The organism is Candidatus Neomarinimicrobiota bacterium, from assembly GCA_017656425.1.
Taxonomy (GTDB): Bacteria; Fidelibacterota; UBA2242; order UBA2242; family B5-G15; genus JACDNV01.
In genome coordinates, this window is sequence record JACDNV010000034.1 from 1 (window position 1) to 5,404 (window position 5,404).

Genomic DNA, 5,404 nt, shown 5'->3' on the forward strand with positions numbered 1-5,404 from the left:
AATGTAATAAAACCCTCCTACACTTCCCCAGTTAATTTGAATTAGTATAATATCGTTTAAAGTAATTTCAGCAAATGGCTTATATTCATCATTAATTCTTTGTATAATTGGTTTATATTTTTTCCACAACTCCTTTACTTTTGCTTTCTCATAAAAATCTCTGTAAAGATCATCAAGACCATCATATTCTTTTAAAAAATCCTTTTGTTTTAATGTATCGTATTTAATAATGAATTTTGGTGGTTCAGATAATAATAATGCATATATACCATATGAACTAAAATCACCACCCCCATATTGTTTATAGAAATCATTCATTTTTGCTTTAAATTCACTACAAAGATTTCTATCAAGATAGTCGCGTATTTCAACCCTGATTTGATGCATTTCACTCCAATCATGATTAAATCCTGCAGCATTCATAAAAGCATAAGCAGTAAATAAATTCTCGTTAGCATCAAAGCAATATATTGAATTTTCTTCCGAGTAACAAATGCTATAGAAAAGTACTATAATAATTGATAACAGATTAAGTTTTTTCATTAGTGATCTCCATTTATTTTTTTTGCATAACGCTACGGCTCAGGGGCGGCAAACATGCAGGGCAACCAACTATAGATTAGCACCAGATTTTATGCGGGGCACTGACTTCGAAAAAGCGCCACGCTGTTTGCCGTCCTTTGCAGCCGATTGTTATGTGAATGCTTTTTACTATTCATCGTCTCCTAATTCGTTCAAATATTTTTCGTATTCTTTTTTGTTCAAATAAAAATGATGCGTATCATCAGATTCATATATAAATTTTTCTATATTATTTATACTGTTAATCCATTTTGTTATTCTAAACCTATCTAATCGATTGCTAAAACACATTTCTAAATCACTCGGAAAACATGGAAGCGGAAAAGTTTCCATTTTTCTTTCATGGAAATTAATAATAAAATAATTACCCTTATAATAATCTACACAATGCGAAGTATCATTTTTAAGTTTGGGAATTTTGCCAATCATAATCTCATAATGAGTATCAGCACCATCGCCGATTCCTAGTTCCAAATTAAGTAACTTACCTATAGCATGACCTAACGACTCATTATTTGCAAAGAATTCCTTATAGTACTTATGATAAATATGGAAATTATGCTCTTCTTTGAGCATGTCCTCAATGTCATCCCAAAATATAATTTCAAATCTAAATTTATTCTGCCTGCTAAGTCGATTGTTAATTTCTCTTGCAATTTCTTGTAATTTAACATCCCTATGCAGAGTTGTGGCTAAAATATAATGGTCTAGTTTTGGATTGAATTCTAATGCCTTATTTATTTCTGTTTCTATCTCTTTTTTACTTAACATGTTAGATGTATTTCTCGCCTTACACTGAATACCAAACCATTTCTGTGAATTTATTTTTCTTCCGAAAATATCAACTCCATTTTGTGGTTGACCAGGACGACCGTTGAATGCAACAAGTTCGTTATTATTGCTGTCATTGTCCCAAATATCACGACATAGATATTCAAACTTTTTCCCATCTGCTATTACTGGAATCTTCACCGTTCTTAAATCGTTCATTATTATTTCATACTCACATAACGATAGCATCAGCCGTTGAAACCGCATAAGACAAAACTTGAGAAATAAACAAAACTTGATTTCTGCTTAAAACTCTAAAAAAAGCACAGCGGTTTAAATCGGCTGAATGCACTATTTTTTAAACCGTTTATTGCCAAATTGTTACATCAAGTATTTGAATGAACATACCTGTCTTAGTTTTACATAGTACTATTTTCATTTCAAACTTTGGTCAATTTTAGAACTAGTCAGGCTTGTTTTCCATGTTGTTCCATCGTCAAATGCGACTTTTTCAAGATATGTAAACAAAAACGCTCCTTTTCCAAAATCCAGTTTTCTTGAATAGACTTTGTGATTATTGTCTTGCCTTGGCTTTGTGAAATCAATCTCAGAATATCTGACTGTGGTAATCTTTTCTTTGAAGTCATCATAGATGGGAAAGAGGACATCATATCTTTTGATTCCCTTACTACTAACATTTTGAATTCGCACAGCAAAGCGCCATTCCGAAAGCCCGTACTTACCTTTGGTTTCACCAGCCAGTACTTCTATAATTCTGATAGGCGCATCCCTTGTGTTTATTATAATTGCTTTCATCAGGTTGTGTTCTGACTCGATACCTGTTAAAGTATCAACACCTTTTACGAATTGTTCATTTGTGCAACCGATTAGCAAAAATAAACTTGTGAGAAAAAAAATCATCGCTATTTTTAGTATGTTAATGTTAAAGCTCCTCTTGTTTGTTTTGCATAGTGGTGTATAATCATAGAGCTTTCATTACTGCGAAGAATTTTTTGTAAATACGTCATGCGATATTTTGAAACCTAAACCACCAATTACAGCTACTAACAAGGCAACAAATAACTGGTCTTTTATAAAGTTCAAGGCTCTGGTTAGCAAGACAAAAGATAAAATTAAAATCGCATAAAAGTTAAATAGATGCTTCAACGAAACGAGTCTCTTTCCCTTAGCATCATCGCCAAATTTGCCGATGTTTTTCATAGTCGTATTGGTTACCCAAGCAGAAAGTATCATACCAATTAAACAGACGATAGAGGTCACCAAGATTATTTCGTTCATGAAAATCCCCCTTTCGATTTACCCGTATAACGCTGCTAATCAGCCGCGCGGCTTTTTGCGTCGGCTGAATTAGCCTGGTTATGTGGGACATTCCTTTCTTCTTTCTCGTCTTTCTTATTTTGCATTCGAATTGCAAAAAAAGTTACTACCGAACTTGATAAGACTCCTATGAAAAATGAAATAAGAATTTCAAGCCAGGCTCGTCTGCCTTCTACAGCAGCTTGGTAATCGAATAATGCATTTATTTTCTCTCTATCAATTTGTAAAATCTTCTCTATTTTTTCTCGTTCCTTTTCAAGTTCGAGTTTCTCCACAGACAGTTTCTTTAAACTGTTTTGTTGATTTTCTACATATGTGTCTAACGTGGACAGAGCGGTTCTAATTTCATTTAATTCTTGGATTTTTTGTTTAATGTCGGACGAAACAGTAGGCTGAATAAAAAATGCCATAAGGCCAAAAATGGCTCCTATGAGAGAAAAGAATGATGATAAATAGCTCCATTTCGAAGATGCCGACCATTTCAACCATTGTTTACGATTCGGTATTAATCCCATTATTATCTTTTAGACCTTTTGCTGATTGCACATAACATAAGATTAGGTGTGCTAATGAAAAAAGCAAAAGTTGCTCTTCATGACTACCTAATCCATGTCGCTCATTAATTGTTATCTGTTTATTACTTATAAATTTAATCACATTAGTACAAAACATAGTCGTCTCCATAATTTCCTTTTCTCCCATTTCAAGAGGATGCTTTTTGTTATGAAAAAAGATAGACTTCTTATCCAATTGATGTAAGATTATTTAGTTCCCAAGCTGTAATTCTTGACCAGAATATCTCGCCTTACTTGATCTAACAATTTAGCTTTATTCTCTGTCATATAATCCTTTTACTTCTCAAAAATCTTAACGATAATGTTTAGCTATATGCATAGTACTGGATTTACAGAGACCGAGATCTCATTAGACGATACAAAACCTGACTAAATTCCCAAAACCTAAATGCTAAGCTGAACAAACACATTTTATATATATCATGTTGTTCCGTCATATATTTTAAGACTTCACTCCAATTTCAGCTTTAATTCCAAAATCGTTTTTATAAACTTCAGATGTCAATAAACGATCATATATCCCAATTCCAAATGTAATTCCAGAATTCAACCTCGGTATGTAATATATCCCTTGAATCGGTGCTAATTCAATTAAATAATTTTTGGCTTTATTTCCGTTAAAATCGATCAATGTCTCATTTCCAATTAGAATTAAGAGTGTCAAATTTCCATAAAAATTATCATTTAACTTTCTAAATCACTTTTTCCGAACATCCAATAATTTAATTTGGCTTCTTGATATCCAAAAAATTTCTTTGTTTGTTCCTTAACCAAATTTTCGACAGTACTCATTACATTAATTAGTATTTCATTCAAATTCTATCTTTAGCACTTATAATAATCACCTTTTTTATAAAGGATCGCTATCCTTGCTAGTAATTTCATTATATAATTATCTTTTATTATAGTAAAATAATCTCTAGAAAAATCTTGTTTTTTTACTTTTATCCCATGTGCAACTCCACACCGGTTTATATGGTAAAGATAGTCTGCTATTCTTTCATTCGTTCCAAACTTTTTTCTCAAATACTTCAAACGACTCACAGCTTTCCTCTTGTATAATTGCATTAAGTTTTTACTTGGTCCTCCCTCTATATCAGTAATTTTTATATACCCAAAATCAAATGCTTCTATTTTGTCAATATTAGAAACTACAAAATCTTTCCATTTTTTTGATTTGTAAGTATTTAGACAACTTTCAATTACCTTACTGTATTCTAAAAATTCACTCAAAAAATCGGGCTGCCTTAGCGCTGTTCCATACAACAGCAGCTCTTTAGCTACTTTGCTATATTGCTGTGTATAATCTAAATTTATTGGATCAAATTTGCCCTCACCATAAAAGTGAACTGTACCATAACCTAATTTTAATGATACTGTATACTCTAATATAGCGATATAATCATAAATAAATTTTTGAAGATTTCTTTTCTTATATTTCCCTAAACCAAAAATTGGAGAATAATTTATTGAATAGCGATTACTACAATAAACAAACGTTGGTAAGTCAAGTTCAAATGAAATACAGTTAGCATAAAAAAGTGTCTGTTCGAGGGACGGATGTTTTTGATTCTTAAATGGATATAGACATAAATCATATCTAGTATGTTGCTGGGATATAGCTATTTTATTATCTATTGTAACATCAAAGAAAGAGTCGTTGGCTAATCCAACTACGGCTATAACAAATTTTGCAGGCTTGTAATTTTTAAAAAAATATTTTTTTTCTTCTTCAAATATTTCTTTTTGTAGTTTTTTTAAGCCCTCTCTAAAATTTTTATTAGATTTTACCATCTAATTGATTTTATCTTTTTAATTTTAATTTCCATACCACCTTCAACCGAACAAAAATACTTAAATTTATTTTATCGTTATATATTAATGCTTTGTCTGAAAATACAAACATTTTATCTATAAATTCTGTGTCTTATATTCATTCAATTGTCTCAAAAAGAAATTTAATCCATAAAGTAATACATATAAAATACAAGTACTGTTTTTTTATCTTTTTAATACTCACACCTAACATAATGTTTAATTATTAATTATATTATAATAAAAAGTCAAGCTAAATTTTAAAATTGGCAATGCAATAGAATTCTGTTGAAATTAGCAAGCATAGATAAAGGTCCCCCTGT

Annotated in this window: 7 protein-coding genes; all 7 read right to left on the reverse strand. The window is 31.0% G+C overall.

From position 1 onward, the window contains the following. On the reverse strand, window positions 1–543 hold a 543-nt coding region (locus tag H0Z29_12005), incomplete at its 3' end, for a hypothetical protein (protein MBO8132208.1). Between the two features lie 168 nt (window positions 544–711). Next, a complete protein-coding gene (locus H0Z29_12010; GenBank protein MBO8132209.1) occupies window positions 712–1,572 on the reverse strand; it encodes a hypothetical protein in 861 nt (286 codons plus the stop codon). 216 nt (window positions 1,573–1,788) lie between these two features. After that, window positions 1,789–2,274 (reverse strand): hypothetical protein, encoded by a 486-nt coding sequence (locus H0Z29_12015; GenBank protein ID MBO8132210.1) that lies wholly within the window; start codon window positions 2,272–2,274, stop codon window positions 1,789–1,791. Between the two features lie 75 nt (window positions 2,275–2,349). Then, complete coding sequence (locus H0Z29_12020) at window positions 2,350–2,652, reverse strand: hypothetical protein (protein ID MBO8132211.1); 303 nt, start codon at window positions 2,650–2,652, stop codon at window positions 2,350–2,352. Between the two features lie 35 nt (window positions 2,653–2,687). After that, window positions 2,688–3,101 (reverse strand): hypothetical protein, encoded by a 414-nt coding sequence (locus H0Z29_12025; protein MBO8132212.1) that lies wholly within the window; start codon window positions 3,099–3,101, stop codon window positions 2,688–2,690. Between the two features lie 607 nt (window positions 3,102–3,708). After that, entirely contained in the window at window positions 3,709–3,930 is a 222-nt protein-coding gene (locus tag H0Z29_12030) for a hypothetical protein (GenBank protein MBO8132213.1), read from the reverse strand. Window positions 3,931–4,091: 161 nt separating this feature from the next. Then, window positions 4,092–5,060, reverse strand: a complete 969-nt coding sequence (locus H0Z29_12035) for a hypothetical protein (protein ID MBO8132214.1) — start codon at window positions 5,058–5,060, stop codon at window positions 4,092–4,094. Between the last annotated feature and the right edge of the window lie 344 nt (window positions 5,061–5,404).

Excerpts from the sequence above, each read along its gene's own strand:
- H0Z29_12015 (MBO8132210.1), bottom strand. The coding sequence starts at position 2,274 with ATGATTTTTTTTCTCACAAGTTTATTTTTGCTAATCGGTTGCACAAAT.
- H0Z29_12010 (MBO8132209.1), bottom strand. The coding sequence starts at position 1,572 with ATGAACGATTTAAGAACGGTGAAGATTCCAGTAATAGCAGATGGGAAA.
- H0Z29_12035 (MBO8132214.1), bottom strand. The coding sequence starts at position 5,060 with ATGGTAAAATCTAATAAAAATTTTAGAGAGGGCTTAAAAAAACTACAA.
- H0Z29_12025 (MBO8132212.1), bottom strand. The coding sequence starts at position 3,101 with ATGGCATTTTTTATTCAGCCTACTGTTTCGTCCGACATTAAACAAAAA.
- H0Z29_12020 (MBO8132211.1), bottom strand. The coding sequence starts at position 2,652 with ATGAACGAAATAATCTTGGTGACCTCTATCGTCTGTTTAATTGGTATG.